This is a genomic window from Methylobacterium sp. J-067, from assembly GCF_022829465.1.
Taxonomy (GTDB): domain Bacteria; phylum Pseudomonadota; class Alphaproteobacteria; order Rhizobiales; family Beijerinckiaceae; genus Methylobacterium; species Methylobacterium litchii.
Window position 1 is genome coordinate 51,326 of the sequence record NZ_JAKSXZ010000105.1, and the last position, 14,127, is coordinate 65,452.

Sequence of the window (14,127 nt, forward strand, 5' to 3'; positions counted from 1 at the left end):
CTCGACTTGTTTCAAGGCCATGTTCTTGGCCTCCCTGCTGCTGGATGCGCCTGCCGACACGGCGCGAGCTACGCGGCTGGCGAGGCGAGCCCCGCCGATGAAGGCGGGTTAGGCGGCCTGCTGCGGCTCCATTCCAAGAAGCTTCCGCGCAGCGGCGTTCGGGATGACGAGGCGGCGCATACCGATGCGACGCGCTTCAATCTCACCCCTTTGGATCATGTCGTAGATGAGCGAGGGGCTGACCCCGAGTTCTCTCGCGAGCGGGCGCGCCTTCGTGGGCAACCCGGCCTCGACGTTCTGTCGGACACTCATGTGCTAACCTCCGAAAGAGCAGCTAACAACCTACCTTTCGCAAGCTACTCGACGTTCACGCCGGACGCAAGTAAGGTAAGCCATCTACTTCCCTTTCCGGACACAAGCGATGAAAAAGCCAGAACGGTCCCGCCGCGCTCGTGGGTCAGAACCCGCCCGAGCCCCGGTCACTACAAAGATTACGCCGCGACTCCGTAGCCGCCTTGAGGCTTCAGCGGAAAAAGGATCTCGTACACTGGGTAGCGAAATTGAACATCGGCTTGAGCTATCATTCAAGCTCGACTTGACTGGAAAAGAAGGTATTGGTTCAGTATTTGAAAACCAGCCAGCTACGGATTTTTTATCTTCTGTGGGATCGGTTTTTGGCGATCTAATAAAGCTGTGCGCAGATCGAGGTTTTTCCGAAATAGAAGCGCGTAAGACGCTCCGGGCCGCTCTTTCGGTTGTAGTCTCCCACCACCTTTGGATGGGCGAAGTATTCCCCGAGGCAAAGGCTAGGTCGCGCCCTGACAGCGAAAAACTGCGGGAGCTTCCCCCGGCTCTACTCGGGCTTTCCTACGCGACAGAACACATGCTTTGGGATGCTGCTTGGAGCGATAGGGCAGCTGTCGATGATGCAATGGATGGCCGAGTGGCGAACCGTTGGACCGGCGACGGGTCAGTGATTGAGCTAGGCGAAGCGCCGAAGCCAAAGCGAGCGAGCAGCAAGTTGCGCGATCGGTCGCTGGAAGAAATCGAAGCTGACCCGCGTTTCGAAAAGCCTGAAAATCTGCATCTTTATAAGCGCGCAGAGTGATCGACATTCGATCATATAAATTATGACAAGGAGTACAGGGCTGACATAAACAACAAAGTCAGATGTAGCACAAATGTGCACTTGGCTGTTTACTTCCTGAGACTTCTACTCGGGAGCAAGCCGTGCGCATCGCCCACGACGAAACCCTGCGCCTTCGCCTCCCGGCCAGCCTGCGCCGTGATCTCGACGCCGCCGCCCGCGCTGGCGGTGTCCGCCTCAGTGTCGCGACCCGCACCGCGCTAAGCGTGGGCCTCGCCGCGATCCGCTCGACCGATAGCGACCGCGACCCGCCGACCTCGCCCGGCGCCTCTGCGATGCAGAGGGCCGCGTGATGGGCCGCGTCTTGGCTATTGCGGGTGCGCTGGGATTAGTTGGGCTTCTCGCCGCCCTGCGTAGGCGTCGCCAACATCTCCATGCCGTTGATGGCCTCTCGAAGCGAGTGAAAGGCCGCGCCGTTCCCGCGAAGGTGGACGACCACCTTTCGCCGCTGCTTCACCCCGCCCTGTCCGTCTTCGTCCTGGAGGACAGCAGACAGAGTTATCCGTCCGACGGCACCCATGATCCCGTAAAGCGGAGCTTCATCGAACATGAGGATAGGGGCGGTAACGGATCCCTCCAATTCGATGTACGGGTGCTCGGGAGTGTCGGCCATCAATACGTCTCCATTGGTTCTGTCGCGGCGACCCTTGTAGCGCGCGACGCTACCGCCGCCCCAGTCGGCAACCGTAGTGTTGTCATTCAGAGGGCCGCGTGATGGCGGACGACGAACAGACCCTCGGTGAAATTCTCGGCGTGGCCGAGGCGGCGCCCTCGACGTGGCAGGAATGGGTGGGCGGGATCCTCCTCGACGCGGCGTCGCAGAAGCCGGAGGCCGCGTTCGCCCCGGTGCAGATTACCGTCTCCGACCCGCTGGCTTGGGTTGATGAGCAGATCCGGGGCGCGACCGGCCGACAGGTCGGCAACATGCCAGTCTGGGTGAGGTTCTTCCGCCCGGCGCAGGACATCGGTGCCCTTTTCGTCCTCTCTGCGCCTCACCCTCTCGACGGGGCCGACCTCGTGATGGTCGCCAACCGGGGGATGATGACGCGCGGGTTGATCCGGGACCTGTGCCGCTGGGCCTTCTACGCGGTCAACCTGTCCCGCGTCGTGATCCGCATCCCCGTCGAGCGTGCCGATCTTCAGGACTACGCCCGCCGCGCCGGCTTCACGTTCGAGGGCATCGCCCGCGACCTCTACGGCGTGGGCGCCGATGGTCAGGTCTGGGCGATGTCGGCGGCCCGCTGCCGCTGGCTCCCGAAGCCGCCACCCGCGATCCCGCCCGACACCTCCCCGCCCGCCAGCCTCAAGGTCCACTGACGATGAGCCTCTTCGACTTTTTCACCGGGGGCGCCGGTCAGACGGCGGCCAAGAACAACGCCGCCGCGATCAACACCGGCCTACAGCAGGGCGGGAATGCGCTGCTCACCTCCTATGGGCAGGGGCAGAACTACCTCCTTGGCTCGGACCAGGGGCTGGGGGCGTTTCAGTACGCGACCGCTGGGTATGATCGGGCGCGCGGCGATGTCGCGAACCAGTACGGCCAGACGCAGGATTACCTGGGGCAGGCAACCTCGGCCTATCAGCCTCTCGTCTCGGCCGGGCAAAACTCGCTTGGCACCTATTACGACGCCATCGGTGCGAACGGTGCGGATGGCTCGGCAAGAGCTGCGTCGGCGTTCCAGGCCGCGCCGGGCTACAATTACGCCATGGACCAAGCATTGGGAGCGGTCCAGCGGTCGGCGGCGGCACGCGGCGGCCTTGCCGGCAGGAATGCTACTGCGGACATCTTGAAGACGGCCACAGGTTTAGCGGACCAAGGTTTTCAACAGTACATCGACAACCTGAAAGGCGGGGTCGGCACCTACGCCACGGGCGTGCAGGGGGTAGCAAACGGCCTGACCACGCAGGGTGGTGCCAGCCAGAGCTACGGTAACGCCCTGTCGGCCCTCGGCACAGGGCTCGGCAACGCGCAGGCCACGATCCTCGGCCAAGGCGCGGGCCTACAACAGAACCTCGGCAACCAGTTCAACGCCCTCATCAACAATTCAACGGGCGCCCTCGTGAGCAACAACAACGCTCTCGCGGCCAGCCAGACGAAGGCCAGCGAGAACGCCCTCGGCGCCATCGTCGGGCTCGGCAAGTCCGCGCTCGACTTCAACCCGTTCAAGGGTCTCTGAGGGAGGGCGCGCGATGTCGTTCGGGGAAACCTTCGCCGCCTTCGGCAGTCTTGGGGACGCCTACAGGCAGGGTAAGCAGCGGGACGCCTTGGCCGCCCTGGGGGCGCCGATCCAGGCGGGCGACTATGCCGGAGCGGCTAAAGCTGCGTTCGAGGCGGGCGACCCGGGGACCGGCATCGGCCTCCTGAAACTCGGGCAGGCCGCGCAGCTTGAGGCCCGAAAGCAGGCGTTCGCCCAGGACTTCAGCAGCGGTCTCGGCGCGATCATGGGCGGCGGCGGCGGTGGCGACACGGGCGTACCTCTCCCGGTCTCGGATGCCGGCCGTTCGGTCCCGTCCTTCCTCGACAGTTCGAGCCCGAGCAGCGGCTACGTGGCGGGGCTGTTCAAGCGCGAGAGCAACAACAACGATTTCGCGCAGGCGCCGACCTCCTCGGCCCGTGGTGCCGGCCAGTTCACGCGGGGGACGTGGAACCGGCTCGCATCGCAGAGCCCCGACTTAAACCTCACGCCGGTCGGCAACGGTCAGGACGGGCGGACGGATCGCGCCCAGATGGTGCAGGCGACGAACGCCCTCACGGCGCAGAATGAGGGCGTGCTGCAAGGCTCCGGCCTGCCGGTCACGGATGCCAGCCGCTACGCCCTGCACTTCCTCGGCGCTGGTGGCGGCCGGCGGCTCGTGGCGGGCGTGATGCGCAATCCTGATGCGCCGGCTGCGAGCTACGCTGATGCGGCTCAGGTGGCCGCCAATCGGAACGTGTTTTTCAATCGCGACGGCTCGCCGAAGAGTGGCGCGCAGGTGATGGCAGATTTCGGCCGTTCGTTCGGCGGCGGCGGCGCCTCGACGGTGCGGCAGGCCCAGGCTGCGCCGGCTCCCGGCCCGGTTGCGTATGCCGATGATGAGGCGGGCGTGCAGGCCCTTGAGCAGCGGATGGGAATGACGCCTCCGGCCTCGCGGCAGGTGGCGAGTGCCGACCCGCAGGCTGATCTTCCGGCGGAAGGCGCGCAGGAAGCGGCGTTCTACGTCCCGCCGGCCGGCACCGTCGCGAGCCCCGCGCCGGGCCTCTCAGGGTCAGGGCAGGCGAGCGGGCGCCCCGTGCCGGTGCTGTCCCTGCCGTCCTCGTCCTCGAACGCGCCAGCCCCTGTCGGCACCTTCGGCGGGCGGACCATGACGATGCCGGGTGAGGGTGGCGCGCCGCCCCAGGTCGCAGCGGCGCAGGCACCGCAGGACGCCACGGTCGCCCGCCAGCCGGTCGGGGCGATCCAGGCGTCTCCCCTTGGCCAGCGGATCCCGTTCCTGATGCGGGCGCTGGCCTCGCCGTACATCGAGGGCGGCCAGAAGGAATTGGCCAGCACCCTGCTGCGGCAGGCGCTGGACGAGGCGAAGATGCCCGATACCGTGAAGGAGTTCATGTGGGCGCGGGCTCACGGGATGACACAGGCCACGTCCCCGAACGCCTACGCCTTGGAGAAGCAGCGCAACCCCGGCGCCGACCTTCAAGCCCAGATCCGAACCCGCGAGCAGGAGGGTATTCGGCTTGGGATGCAGCCGGGCTCGCCCGAGTTGCAGAACTACGCCCTTGGGTACAAGCCGACCATCGAAAAGGACGAGGGCGCCAAGGTCACGGCTCAGATCGAGGCCCGCCGGGCGCAGGCGCCGAGCCTCGGCCTTGAGGAAGGCACCCCCGCCTATCGCTCGTTCGTCGGCACCGGCAAGCTCGGTGCGGATCGCGACATGAGCGCGGCCGACAAGAAGGCCATCGACACGGCGGACAACGCGGTGATCTCCGCGCAGTCGTCCATTCACATGCTCGAACAGGCCAAAGAGCTGTCCAAGGACGCTTACGGCGGTCCGTTCGCGAGCGAGCGCGGCAAGTTCATGAGCACGTTCGGCGGGGAGCGTGGGCAGGCGACCCAGGAACTGGACAACCTCGTCACGACGAACGCCCTCACGAACCTCAAGAGCATCTTCGGCGGCAACCCGACCGAGGGCGAGCGCAAGATCCTCCTCGATGTCGCCGGATCCTCGAACCTCCCGCACGAACTGCGGGTGAAGGTCTATCAGCGCGCCATCGACGCGGCGCAGTTGCGGATGCAGCAGAACGCCGACCGCGCCGCCCAGATCCGGGAGGGCACCTATTACCGCCCCGGCTCCGGTCCTGGGCGTGGCGCTGATGCTGGCGGGGGTGATGGCGGGCGCCAGCCTGCGGCACGGCAGGGCGCTCAATCTTCGCAGGGCGCACCGGCCGACCGCTTCGGCCAGCTCATCGGCTCCGGCATGACGAAGGCCCAAGCCTACGAACAGATGCACCGGGAGGGCTATTGATGGCTGGCGGCGTGGCGTTCGATCCGACCGAGTTCGCGGCGTTCAAGTCAGGGCGCGGGTCGGAGCGGGGCGGCCAAGGTGAGGCGCCCGCCGTCGCGTTCAACCCGGATGAGTTCAAGGCGTTCAAAGAGCGGGCGGTCGCGCCTCGTGCCTCTGGCTCGGCGCCCGCGAGCTTTGATGATCGTTTCGGCTCCGGCCCGATGGCCTCAACCTCGGACACCTCGTCGCCGCTCGGCGCGGGGCTCCGGCGGACGGCGGACGAGGAGCTTGTCGGCAAGCCCGACGCCTCGACCCCGTTCATGGCTGCGATCCTGCGGGCCGGCAACGCGGCAGGGCTCAACCTCCCCCGGAACGCGGCGGCGGCCATCGCGTCCGCACCGGGGGTCGGCAACGGCCGGTCGTTCTCGGAAAACTACAGCCTCGCGAAGGACCAGGAAGAAGCCTTGGCCCGGCAGGCTCCGAAGTCGGCGCTGGCGGGTACGGCGGCCGGCATCGTGGGCGGGGCGGTAGCCCTGCCGGCGTTCAAGGCTGCGGAGGGGGCTGGTCTCGGGGCTCGGGCGATTGCGAACCTTAAGACGGGCGCGGCCTATGGTGGTCTCACCGAGTTTGCGGACACCAAGGAAGGGACCGACTTCTTGAAGGGCGCTGCCATCGGCGGCGCTCTCGGTGCTGGCGGTGGCGCGGTCATCGACAAGCTGGCCCCGCCGGTCATCTCGGCCGCGAGCCGGGCGCTCGCTCCGGTTCTTGAGCGGTTCGGTGCCGGCTCGGTTGCGTCGTCGGGCGGGTTCACGCCAGCGGCGCGCGAGGCCCTGAGGGCCGCCGGTCTGGATGCCGACAACCTGCCGCCCGAGTTGGCCGCGCACGTCGAGCGGATCTTCGCGACCAAGGGCGCCTCTCCGGCGGCGGCGCGCGAGGCGCAGGCGGCCGAGTTCGGCTTGCCGCTCTCTCGGGGGCAGGCGACGCAGGATCCGGCGGCGCTGGCGGCGGAAGGCCGGGCACTGGCTGGACGAGCTGGCGACAAGGCTCAGACCATCGGGGAGGATTTCGCGAGCCGGCAGGCCGGTGCCGTCGCCACGACGCGTGATCGCTTCCTCGGCATGGCGGCCGGCGAGGCCCCCCGCATCGACAGCCCCCAAACGGCGTTCGAGGCAGCGGCGGAACGTGCCCGGCAGGCTCAAGCCGCCCAGGCCGAACAGGCGAGCGTCGCGCAGCGCGGCGTGGACGATACCTTGCGGGCCGTGCGGGGTCGTGGCGATGGCGACGCCCTCGACAGTGCGACCAGCGCGGCGGCGGGGGTGCGTGGCGCGGCCGAACAGGCGCGCGGGGCCTACCGGGCCGCCTACGGCGAGGCGGGACAGTTCCCCGGCGAGTTCGCCCCCGGCGCCCTGGATCAGGCCGGGTCGCGGGTGCGGGATCGTCTCGGCGCCGATGTCCCGATTGACCCGGTGCTGACCCCGGCCGCGAACCGGGCGATTGCCGACCTCGATGCCGTGCCGGGCCTGTTCAACCTAGGGCCGGGCGAGGGGCCGAACCTTCAGCAGGTGGAGCAGCTACGGAAACGCCTCGTCACCTATCGGGGCGCGACGGCGACCAATCCCACCGACCGGCGGGCGATGGATCGGATCCTCGCGGAGTTCGACAACCATCTTGAGGCGGCGATGGGCTCCGGCCTGTTCGGGCCTCGACAGGCCGCAGGCGCGCGAAATTTGCCCGCTGACGGCTTCCCCGGCGATCTGCCTGCCTCCGGCGCTCCGGCGTCGCTCCCGGCCGCTGGCGGAGCTCCTGCGCGTGGCGGCAACCCGGAGACGGTGACGCAATACCTCGCCCGAACCGGCGGGATCCCGCTCGATGCCGAGGCGCGGGCCGCCGACCTCCACCGGACATACATTCCGGGGCGTGGCACGCTCGCCCGCAACGACGCGCCGACCTGGGATCAGATCCGGGTCCGCATGGCCGAGGAAGGCTTCCTCCCGCCCGACATGACCGGCACCGCCTCGTCGCGGGACGTGGCCGATTGGGTGCGTGGGGCGATCCACGATGAGCGTGTGAATGGGCGGCCTACGGTTCGGATGGCGGATCAGGAAGCCGCTGCCGGGCGCCGCGCGTCCGAAGTGGTCTCGGACCAGAACGCGGACCACGCCGCGATGGTGGATCGGCAGGCCCGCCGCATGGCGATTGACTTGGAAGGCTACGGCTTCCGGCCCCAGGACCTCGACCGCGCCGCGCTGAACGATGCGGCCGAGCACATCGTCTTGGGTCGCCATACCGACCCGGCCGACGCCTACGAGGCCGCGTTGATGGCGCGCGAGGGCGCCGGCCAGGGGCGGGCAGGTGCGGCGCATGACGTGCCGTTCGACGGGCCGACCTCCGTTGCGACGAGCGATGCCTTGCCGGGGTCTGACATGGCCCCGCTCGAAGCGATGCAGCGGGCGCGCGGCCTGTTCCGGCAGTTCAAACAGGCGTTCGCGCCCCGGTTCTCCGGCGACACAGCCGGGAACAACCTCCGGCGGATCCTCGAACGGGACGCCTCGCCCAACGAAGTCGCGGCCATGCTGTTCGGCTCGCCCGGCTCCGGCCGGATCCAGAGCGGACAGCTTCAGACCCTCACCCGGTTGCGGGATGCGGTCGCCGCGGACAGCGAAACATGGGCGGCGGTGCAACGGGGTATCATCGCCCGGCACCTGGGCGGCGAGGGCCGGGATCTCGGGGCACGCCTCGACTACCTCTTGCGGGGCGACGGACGGACCCTGACGCCCTTCCTGTCAGAGGGGCAGCGCGCCGGCCTCGGTCGGTTGCGGGGCGCCGTGGCGCAGGCGGAAGCGGCGGGGCGGCCGGTGCCGACCTGGGCGTCCGACCTCGAACGCAGCGGGTTCGATCCGAACGCGGTCTCGCGCAGCATCTTCGGCGGCTCCGGTGCCATCGGCTCCAAGCCGGGGGCGGTGAACGAAGCCCAGGCCGCGAAAGCCTTCCTCGGCGCCGACAGTCAGGAATGGGCGGGCCTGCGGCAAGCAGCGGTGCATCGCCTCCTCGACCCGGAAACCTCGGCCGGAAAGACCGTCGCGGCCCTGCGGGACTTCATCAACGGCTCCGGCAAGGGCGTGGCGAGCACGCTGTTCAACCCGGAGGAGCTGGCGCACCTGAACCGCTTCGGGGCGGCCCTGCAATCGACCATCCGGCCGGATGGGGCGGCCAAGACAGGCGCCGGAGCGGAGATCGCGAAGAAAGCGGCGGCGAAGGCCCTCGACCTCGTGATGGGCGCCGTCGCGTTGAAGGTCGGCGGGTTGCCGGCTGCGGCCGGGACGCTGGCGGCCAAGCCGACCGAGAGGCTGATAGCCGGCGGGATCGGCGCCCGTGCGGCTCGACGGTCGTTCGAGGGCGGCGCGCCTCGGGTGCGGGTGTCGCTTCCTTCCCTGCCGCCCCTCGGCAGTCTCGCAACCGGCGAGGGGCTGGCGGTGGGGCAGCAATAAGCTTCAGGCTGCGAGAGTGGTCGCCACGACCATAAAAACGAGGAGCAGCGTGCCGAAGATCGGGAACGCTCGCTGCTTCCAAGTTTGGCCGCTCGATAGAACGAAGGTCTGAACCAACGCGAAAACGACGACAATCCCCAAGCCTTGCCCTGCCAGGGCTATGCCAAAAATGTCTAATCCACTCGCCGCGCGCAGATCGCTTCGCAAGTAGACGAATAATCCAAGTGCGCTGATGTAGCCTATTAGACCAAGCTCATATTGCCACGTCGGCTTTCCGCGCCTCCGCTCATTCTGGTGGCCGCGCCACATCGCGGTGAACCAGAACACTGTCACGATGGTGGCCGCAGCAATCGGCCCGATCAGAACCTTGAGCGGCATCGGCTCAACATGGCGGTACGGCCTGCGGGTGTCGAGGATCGCGTGCCCACCAGATGCTACCGCAGGCTGACGGCGGGCTGACAGGGCGAGGCACAAGGGGGAAAGCGCCTGCCGGTCGTAAAAGAAATTTGCTGGGCAGGCGCCGAGTGGCCGTTCTGCCTTTCGTCATCTCGGCCAAGGATGGGGCTTCAACCATGGGAGCCCGCCAATGCCGAACGATAAGCCCGCCTTCTCGACCATCCAAGAAGTCCGCAAGCGCCGCCATGCCGAGGTGTCGGCCGAGAGTGCCGCCAAGCGGAAGGGGAGGAATGCGCCTCGCCGCGATGATGTCGCCCGCGTCGCCTTGTTCGTGACCCTGATGCAGTACCGTGGGTCGAACCACGACACGGCCCGCGCGGTGGTTCGGAAGGCCCTGATGAGCCTCCTGACCGATGCCGGCTACTGCCCCAAGGAGGCCGATGCCGTGTTCGACGCAATGGTCCAGCGGATTGGCCCCGACCTCGATAGTTACTTGATGAAGCGCGGCATCAGCCGGGAAGTCCGCAACTCCTGGCGCGCTCGCAACGGTCTTGATGCGCTCCCGCTCCTGTCAGCCGCTGAGGAGGAGTAACGGGGGAGTATGGGGGTGAGGGGTCAGCTGCTGATCGAAAAGTCCGTTACTTCCGTCTCTGGCAGTGGCATCTGTTCGGCATGACGACGCCCGACCGAGACAGTTGCGAGGTGCTGATCGACGGAGCTTGGACGCTCGTTCCGGTAGCCGAGGCGCACACCCATCACCGTGCCGCGAAGAAACGCTGTCCGGACTGCCATGGACAGGTCCGCACCCACGGAACCTACGTGGCACAGCAGAGGATCGCCATGGCTCATCTTCGAAGCCACGATGGCTGCCCGAGGATCGTGCAGCGGTATACTGGTACGCCGAAGTTGCACCCAGATGCACTCAGCTGACGAGCGCTGATCGGCTCAAGAGGAACGGTGTCGTTAGGCCATGTGTTGGCTCTTGCTCAGACGGGAGACACATCATGAAGCGGATTGTGATCGCGACCTCAGCTTTGGCTCTCGGCGCCCTTGTGAGTGGTGCTCCTGCGCAGGCCAAGGGATGCTTAAAGGGTGCGGTTGTAGGCGGCGTCGCCGGCCATATGGCCGGGCACGGCAAAGCCGGGGCTGCTGCCGGATGCGCCGTGGGGCATCACAAGGCCAACAAGGCGAGCAAAAGCGGCGGACAGGGCCAGCAGTAAAGAACTGCAGGCTTTCGCGTACGACACGGCGAAGGCCATGGCCCAGCTCGCGCGGGCCAAAGGGACGCACGATGAGTTGATCGCTGCTGCTTCGGGACGCTGAGGCGGCCTCGTCGGGTTTCATACCCCGTAAGCTCGATGCTCGGCTTAACGAGGAAGTCGATCCGACGAAGAGGGCCGAATGAAAATACCGATCCACTCGACAACCCAAATTTGAGCACGGCAGTATCCCCTCCTACGGAGGGCGCTAATGCTCATTTCAAATTTCAGGGGCCGCGGATCATATATTCCGTTCCAGCGCGCCTGGGGCTCCATACTTTTCATGTCTGCTTTTGCGGCCGTAGGCAGCTTGCAGGCGCGGGAGTTCCGGGAGCCAGACGAAAGCGCCTTGGACCGACACGGCCACTATGTCAGCCGCTCGGATGGCCAAACTGTGCACCAGCCTGCGAAGACGCGAAATGGATCGAAGCCCTCAGGTGCTACTGCGCACTGCCGGGACGGCACATGGAGCTTCAGCCATACGCATCGAGGCACCTGTTCTCGCCATGGTGGTGTTGCGAGCTCGGAGCGATAGCCTCCGCTGAAAAGCCTGCGGCGTGCACCAGGGCGAACCGCGCGACGCAATCCTGCACTTGGTTGGAGCCAACGCTACCCGATGAACCCGCGCCAACGGTCGGCCGAAAGAGGCGTAGGCCGAAGGGCCAACCGATCCGTGATGGCGCCGCAACCCTTGCCCCCGTCATCGACCTGACGACCAAGCCCGCTTTTTGAGTTTTGCCGGGATAAATAAGCAAGCGACTAAACCGCTCGTTCTAGCGCTACGTAGGTCAAATGTGTCCGCGACGTTTGAGCTATCTGGTGCATAGGCACTATAAATAGCTTGCTTGAATAACGACCATGGCCCATGTGCCTCAGCACCATAGACCTAAGGACTTGGGAAGTGAGCGAAGAGAATACCGAAACGGACTTCGGCATCGTTCAGCGGGTCGGCGATCTGGTCGCCGCCTACGTGTCGAACAATCGTGTGCCGGTCGCGGAACTGCCTGCACTGATCGCCAGCGTTCACACTGCCGTGACCAGATTGACCGCTTCCGGCGCGAGCGCTGAACCGTCCGAACAGGCCGCAGAAAAGCCGACGCCAGCGCAGATCAAGAAATCGATCCGATCAGATGGCCTAGTTAGCTTCCTTGACGGCAGGGCCTACAAAACCCTGAAGCGGCATCTGACCAAGCATGGCCTCACCCCCGATAGCTACCGGGCCCGCTTCGGCCTCCCGGGCGACTATCCGGTGGTTGCTGCGTCTTACAGCGAACGGCGCTCGAACCTCGCGAAAGAACGGCGCTTCGGCCATGTAGCTGGGCGCAACGTAGTAGCTGAGGAACCGAAGAACACCGCTAAGGGCAAGTAGCCGCGTAGGCGGGACCGAGCGGTAGGGCCTCGTGGCCCTACCACTGCATCAGGTAGCGGCGCAGCTTATTGCCGTTAAAATTCTGCCTGTGGAGCGCATACAGCGTTGCCTATGGCGTCAGCCTGCTTAGGGGACGCGACTGCTCAGAACCCGTCCTTTCTATGACGTAGACCATTCGCGTTTAACTTCCTCGGCCGGGCGGTCAAGGTGAACCTTGCCATCCTCAATGGCGCGAACGAAATCGACCGGGATGTAATGATGAAGCCCGCCGGCTTCTGCATCTTTCTTAGTCAGTTTGATTTCGCCTTTGTCGACGTGATCGACAGTGCCAACGTGAGCCCCGTCCGAGCCAACGACTTCGGCATGCTCTTGAATTTGCGCAACATCGACCATTGCAAGCCTCCCTGTTTGTGAGCGTCAACGAGGCCTGCTGGGCGGTGTTCCTGCAGCTAAAGGTTCGGGTAGTAGCGCAGGATGATGCGGCCCGTTGTACGCTGCCTTCTATCTCCGCCATCCTTGCCGATGTTGCGAGGTTGGAGAAGTAGACCTCAATCGCTGAGGACGGCGACGAGCGAGAAAGTGGTGGCGAGCACGAAGGTGCCCGCGATGAGCGATGCGATCAGGATCATGTTGGAAGCCCCAGGCGCCAAACGGCTCCGCTTCCAATGAACGCTTAAGCTCAGACTCAGTTGCCGAGGGCCGAATGCTGAGCCTTACTCCGTCTAGTCAAACTCGGCAGCGACGCACTGGCGCAGTCAGGAACTCAATCTCCTAGAGCTCTTTTGGCTCGCGCTTGCATCGCTGCCGGAGCGCCATCTTGTCCATCTACAAACTGCACAGGATCCATCGTTCACAAGTCCCGAATGATGGGCCCACCGAAGATGTGCGAGATGTCGATGCGCCCTCGGAGCAGCAGGCAATCATCATTGCTCAGGCGATTGCGGCTGAGCCTGAAAGCGACCTTTTGGCGATAGAACTGCGCGATCCAACGGAACGCGTTCTTTGGCGACTGAGCAGAGGGGACGTGATCAGTCAGCGGCCACGTGATGTGTAGGGCGTGCCACCCTGCCGTCCTGGGAAGGCCGGCGGGGATCGTGCCGTGACGGATGCACGGCGGGCCATACGCAACGCGGCTCGCCCTCGGCATAGGTTGTGAAGGTTATCGAGTGGTGCATGCCTCCGGCCATAACGCCGCCGGGCGTCAGTTCACCCCACAGTCCAGCAAGTCGCGCCAGCGCTCCTCAGAGCTCTCACGAGCCTCATCCTGCCAGCTCGCCTCGGGCGGGTCCGTGTCGGCCACGGTCGGGTGCTCGCCTGGCATGAAGAGGCTACGCGGATCGGAAGGCAACGAGCCCGTGGTCTCAGGATCGGCGGGCCCGCAATCTTGCCATGGCAGGTCGCCCTGGGCGAACGCAGGGCCGGCGCTCACGACCAACGCCACGACGACGGCGAAGAGCTTCCTCATGAGGGTCCTGATTTGCCAGCGTGATCGTATGTACCGCCTTGGCAGCAACGCTAAGGGTAGGGCTGGAAAACCTAACGCTGGGCTTCCGACACCAGCAGATCAGGGCAGGCAGGGCAGACCCGCGTGCCTATCGACCTTCGACCAACCCGACGCGGGTGGTCCTAGCGACCGCTCACCGCAACCACAACACCGCCGACAACACGAACGCCAACCTAGCGGCTTTCCGCCAGCGCTGTCACATGAACCACGACCAGCCGGAGCATAAGCGGCGTCGATGGCGGACGCTATTCCGGCGGAAGGCGTCGGGCGACTTGTTCGGCGGCCCCTACCGGTAGAACGGTGCCAAGGATCGACGTTTGATTTCCGCCGCGTTTTGCGTCTCAATCACCTATCGCGCAGGAGTTCCTCGGTGATAAACGTGATACAGCGTGCGCGTGCCTCGGGGCTCTGCAATCGCAGGTACAGACGCATCACTGCCAGAGCTTCCGTCATCTCTTCGCGAGAGGCTGCCGCTCCCATTTGCC

16 protein-coding genes and 1 pseudogene are annotated in these 14,127 nt (G+C 65.8%); 12 read left to right on the forward strand and 5 right to left on the reverse strand.

The features are described 5' to 3' along the window. Positions 1–108: 108 nt before the first annotated feature. A complete protein-coding gene (locus tag MKK52_RS13195) occupies positions 109–312 on the reverse strand; it encodes a helix-turn-helix domain-containing protein (RefSeq protein ID WP_243954433.1) in 204 nt (67 codons plus the stop codon). A gap of 109 nt (positions 313–421) precedes the next feature. Between MKK52_RS13195 and MKK52_RS13200 the strand changes: the two genes are divergently transcribed. Together MKK52_RS13200 and MKK52_RS13205 are read left to right on the forward strand one after the other, a co-directional pair. Beyond that, positions 422–1,108 carry a hypothetical protein gene (locus MKK52_RS13200; protein WP_243954435.1) on the forward strand — a complete coding sequence of 229 codons (687 nt, stop codon included), beginning with the start codon at positions 422–424 and terminating at the stop codon, positions 1,106–1,108. A 122-nt stretch (positions 1,109–1,230) separates the two neighbouring features. Continuing rightward, positions 1,231–1,440 (forward strand): hypothetical protein, encoded by a 210-nt coding sequence (locus MKK52_RS13205; RefSeq protein ID WP_243954437.1) that lies wholly within the window; start codon positions 1,231–1,233, stop codon positions 1,438–1,440. A gap of 35 nt (positions 1,441–1,475) precedes the next feature. Here the strand turns inward: MKK52_RS13205 and MKK52_RS13210 are convergent, their stop codons facing one another. Further along, the gene (locus tag MKK52_RS13210; protein ID WP_243954439.1) at positions 1,476–1,760 is read right to left on the reverse strand and encodes a hypothetical protein; all 285 of its coding nucleotides are present in this window, start codon (positions 1,758–1,760) and stop codon (positions 1,476–1,478) included. Between the two features lie 101 nt (positions 1,761–1,861). Here MKK52_RS13210 and MKK52_RS13215 point away from each other — a divergent pair, with 101 nt between their 5' ends. The 4 genes from MKK52_RS13215 to MKK52_RS13230 are packed head-to-tail and all read left to right on the forward strand — an operon-like array spanning position 1,862 to position 9,114. Then, positions 1,862–2,464 (forward strand): hypothetical protein, encoded by a 603-nt coding sequence (locus tag MKK52_RS13215; protein WP_243954441.1) that lies wholly within the window; start codon positions 1,862–1,864, stop codon positions 2,462–2,464. Between the two features lie 2 nt (positions 2,465–2,466). After that, entirely contained in the window at positions 2,467–3,324 is an 858-nt protein-coding gene (locus MKK52_RS13220) for a hypothetical protein (RefSeq protein WP_243954443.1), read from the forward strand. A gap of 13 nt (positions 3,325–3,337) precedes the next feature. Beyond that, entirely contained in the window at positions 3,338–5,647 is a 2,310-nt protein-coding gene (locus MKK52_RS13225; protein ID WP_243954445.1) for a hypothetical protein, read from the forward strand. Next, the gene (locus MKK52_RS13230) at positions 5,647–9,114 is read left to right on the forward strand and encodes a hypothetical protein (RefSeq protein WP_243954447.1); all 3,468 of its coding nucleotides are present in this window, start codon (positions 5,647–5,649) and stop codon (positions 9,112–9,114) included. Before MKK52_RS13225 ends, MKK52_RS13230 begins: the two co-directional genes overlap by 1 nt. A 3-nt stretch (positions 9,115–9,117) precedes the next feature. On the opposite strand, the gene MKK52_RS13235 is transcribed toward MKK52_RS13230, so the two are convergent. After that, positions 9,118–9,492, reverse strand: a complete 375-nt coding sequence (locus tag MKK52_RS13235; protein WP_243954449.1) for a hypothetical protein — start codon at positions 9,490–9,492, stop codon at positions 9,118–9,120. A gap of 208 nt (positions 9,493–9,700) precedes the next feature. On the opposite strand from MKK52_RS13235, the gene MKK52_RS13240 reads away from it, so the two are divergent. From MKK52_RS13240 to MKK52_RS13255, 4 genes are all read left to right on the forward strand, one after another. Then, on the forward strand, positions 9,701–10,102 hold the full coding sequence (locus MKK52_RS13240; protein WP_243954451.1) for a hypothetical protein: 402 nt from the start codon (positions 9,701–9,703) through the stop codon (positions 10,100–10,102). A gap of 412 nt (positions 10,103–10,514) precedes the next feature. Then, the gene (locus MKK52_RS13245) at positions 10,515–10,730 is read left to right on the forward strand and encodes a hypothetical protein (RefSeq protein WP_243954453.1); all 216 of its coding nucleotides are present in this window, start codon (positions 10,515–10,517) and stop codon (positions 10,728–10,730) included. Between the two features lie 322 nt (positions 10,731–11,052). Continuing rightward, a complete protein-coding gene (locus tag MKK52_RS13250; protein ID WP_243954462.1) occupies positions 11,053–11,304 on the forward strand; it encodes a DUF3761 domain-containing protein in 252 nt (83 codons plus the stop codon). Positions 11,305–11,670: 366 nt separating this feature from the next. Next, on the forward strand, positions 11,671–12,138 hold the full coding sequence (locus MKK52_RS13255; protein ID WP_243954455.1) for a MucR family transcriptional regulator: 468 nt from the start codon (positions 11,671–11,673) through the stop codon (positions 12,136–12,138). A 159-nt stretch (positions 12,139–12,297) separates the two neighbouring features. Here the strand turns inward: MKK52_RS13255 and MKK52_RS13260 are convergent, their stop codons facing one another. Continuing rightward, positions 12,298–12,531: a DUF2171 domain-containing protein gene (locus MKK52_RS13260; protein WP_243954457.1), complete on the reverse strand. Its 234-nt coding sequence runs from the start codon at positions 12,529–12,531 to the stop codon at positions 12,298–12,300. Between the two features lie 424 nt (positions 12,532–12,955). Between MKK52_RS13260 and MKK52_RS13265 the strand changes: the two genes are divergently transcribed. Next, positions 12,956–13,192, forward strand: a complete 237-nt coding sequence (locus tag MKK52_RS13265; RefSeq protein WP_243954459.1) for a hypothetical protein — start codon at positions 12,956–12,958, stop codon at positions 13,190–13,192. Positions 13,193–13,339: 147 nt separating this feature from the next. Here the strand turns inward: MKK52_RS13265 and MKK52_RS13270 are convergent, their stop codons facing one another. Beyond that, a complete protein-coding gene (locus MKK52_RS13270; RefSeq protein ID WP_243954460.1) occupies positions 13,340–13,603 on the reverse strand; it encodes a hypothetical protein in 264 nt (87 codons plus the stop codon). A 149-nt stretch (positions 13,604–13,752) separates the two neighbouring features. Between MKK52_RS13270 and MKK52_RS13275 the strand changes: the two are divergent. Beyond that, positions 13,753–13,938, forward strand: a pseudogene (locus MKK52_RS13275) (hypothetical protein); the annotation flags it as partial. Between the last annotated feature and the right edge of the window lie 189 nt (positions 13,939–14,127).

Excerpts from the sequence above, each read along its gene's own strand:
- MKK52_RS13195 (WP_243954433.1), bottom strand. The coding sequence starts at position 312 with ATGAGTGTCCGACAGAACGTCGAGGCCGGGTTGCCCACGAAGGCGCGC.
- MKK52_RS13200 (WP_243954435.1), top strand. The coding sequence starts at position 422 with ATGAAAAAGCCAGAACGGTCCCGCCGCGCTCGTGGGTCAGAACCCGCC.
- MKK52_RS13210 (WP_243954439.1), bottom strand. The coding sequence starts at position 1,760 with ATGGCCGACACTCCCGAGCACCCGTACATCGAATTGGAGGGATCCGTT.
- MKK52_RS13215 (WP_243954441.1), top strand. The coding sequence starts at position 1,862 with ATGGCGGACGACGAACAGACCCTCGGTGAAATTCTCGGCGTGGCCGAG.
- MKK52_RS13220 (WP_243954443.1), top strand. The coding sequence starts at position 2,467 with ATGAGCCTCTTCGACTTTTTCACCGGGGGCGCCGGTCAGACGGCGGCC.
- MKK52_RS13225 (WP_243954445.1), top strand. The coding sequence starts at position 3,338 with ATGTCGTTCGGGGAAACCTTCGCCGCCTTCGGCAGTCTTGGGGACGCC.
- MKK52_RS13230 (WP_243954447.1), top strand. The coding sequence starts at position 5,647 with ATGGCTGGCGGCGTGGCGTTCGATCCGACCGAGTTCGCGGCGTTCAAG.
- MKK52_RS13235 (WP_243954449.1), bottom strand. The coding sequence starts at position 9,492 with ATGCCGCTCAAGGTTCTGATCGGGCCGATTGCTGCGGCCACCATCGTG.
- MKK52_RS13240 (WP_243954451.1), top strand. The coding sequence starts at position 9,701 with ATGCCGAACGATAAGCCCGCCTTCTCGACCATCCAAGAAGTCCGCAAG.
- MKK52_RS13245 (WP_243954453.1), top strand. The coding sequence starts at position 10,515 with ATGAAGCGGATTGTGATCGCGACCTCAGCTTTGGCTCTCGGCGCCCTT.
- MKK52_RS13250 (WP_243954462.1), top strand. The coding sequence starts at position 11,053 with ATGTCTGCTTTTGCGGCCGTAGGCAGCTTGCAGGCGCGGGAGTTCCGG.
- MKK52_RS13260 (WP_243954457.1), bottom strand. The coding sequence starts at position 12,531 with ATGGTCGATGTTGCGCAAATTCAAGAGCATGCCGAAGTCGTTGGCTCG.
- MKK52_RS13270 (WP_243954460.1), bottom strand. The coding sequence starts at position 13,603 with ATGAGGAAGCTCTTCGCCGTCGTCGTGGCGTTGGTCGTGAGCGCCGGC.